This is a genomic window from Shewanella colwelliana ATCC 39565, assembly GCF_000518705.1.
GTDB lineage: Bacteria > Pseudomonadota > Gammaproteobacteria > Enterobacterales > Shewanellaceae > Shewanella > Shewanella colwelliana.
This window is the reverse complement of record NZ_JAEC01000064.1, coordinates 1-1,147: the sequence shown is the minus strand read 5'-3', so window position 1 is coordinate 1,147 and position 1,147 is coordinate 1. Positions and strand designations below refer to the sequence as shown.

The window sequence follows — 1,147 nt, the reverse complement described above, 5'->3', positions numbered from 1 at the left end:
AACAGTTGGCTTTTGCTCCTTCGTCGCTTATTTTAGCCAACAATTTTATTGCCTCTTAACGAGGCGTTAGGGCTCCAAATGCCATCTTACTCAGACATATACGTAATTTCAGAAAGACGTGATTTGAAAACCATTGATGGGTTTCTAAATCAGTTTTTACCCGATAGAGATGAAACCGCAGATGAATATGAATTTCCTCAATATTCGGATAATCCAGAGATCATATTTGGCTCTGTCGAAGAGGCATTGAGAAAAAGTATCAATGATTGTAAATTAGACTATCGAATATATTGGAGGGCATTAAACGCGGCGAAGCCTGAACACGCAATGGTATTCTTTCTATCGGATGGTTATGTAATTTATGGATTATCTACCGATGACGCATATCCAGAATATGCATTGGATTTACTATCAAAAATGAAATCGTTTTTGGGTAGTGGTTTGGGTTATGTCGGTCATGAAGCTTCTCCGGATGCCGAGAATATTGAACAGTTCAAAAGAGAAATAAGTGTACACCAGCCCTAACAAGCGGCTCCACACAGACGCCCAAACCTACGCGCTTTTTGTGGGTTTCGCTTCGCTACACTTTATCACAAAAACCTCTCCGGCTTGGGCGCTGGTGAGCCGGGCGTTATGTGTACAAGGATAGTATGAAGTATTTATCAGGTTTTTGGGTGTTGTTAATCGCGTTTCAGCTTAATGCTCAAGAGATCAAAGTTAACTCTGGCAAGTATTCTGATTATTATCACATCAAATATGAGCTTACTTCAGGTAATTACTCTGTAAACTCCGAATACGGATTTAACAAAGGCGGTCAATTTGAAGTGTTTGTCCCAAAAGAGCACTTTCCAATCAACGCTCCAAGTTGCAATAAATACATCATAATTCGTATGCCTTACTCTAACTCTGAAAAGCGTAAACGTGCTCTTTACAATGAATTACTGCTGTCAAAAACTATTACAGTTACATTAGAGTTAAATCCATATGTTAAAGTCCTAAATAAAAAACCATTACAAGTTGAACTAGAGTATTGTAATGTATTTTTCAGGCATAGAGCTGGTGACTACTTTGATCAGCTTTAGTACACATAACAAATAAGGATAGGCCGCGCGTAGCCGCGTCCTTATCCCGAGTGTTGAACAAGCCC

Annotated in this window: 2 protein-coding genes; both read left to right on the top strand. The window is 39.2% G+C overall.

The features are described from left to right. The first annotated feature begins 123 nt into the window (after window positions 1-123). Window positions 124-525 carry a hypothetical protein gene (locus L876_RS0116320; protein WP_156029446.1) on the top strand — a complete coding sequence of 134 codons (402 nt, stop codon included), beginning with the start codon at window positions 124-126 and terminating at the stop codon, window positions 523-525. Between the two features lie 125 nt (window positions 526-650). Beyond that, window positions 651-1,082 (top strand): hypothetical protein, encoded by a 432-nt coding sequence (locus L876_RS22340; RefSeq protein WP_051413164.1) that lies wholly within the window; start codon window positions 651-653, stop codon window positions 1,080-1,082. Window positions 1,083-1,147 lie beyond the last annotated feature (65 nt).

Excerpts from the sequence above, each read along its gene's own strand:
- L876_RS22340 (WP_051413164.1), top strand. The coding sequence starts at position 651 with ATGAAGTATTTATCAGGTTTTTGGGTGTTGTTAATCGCGTTTCAGCTT.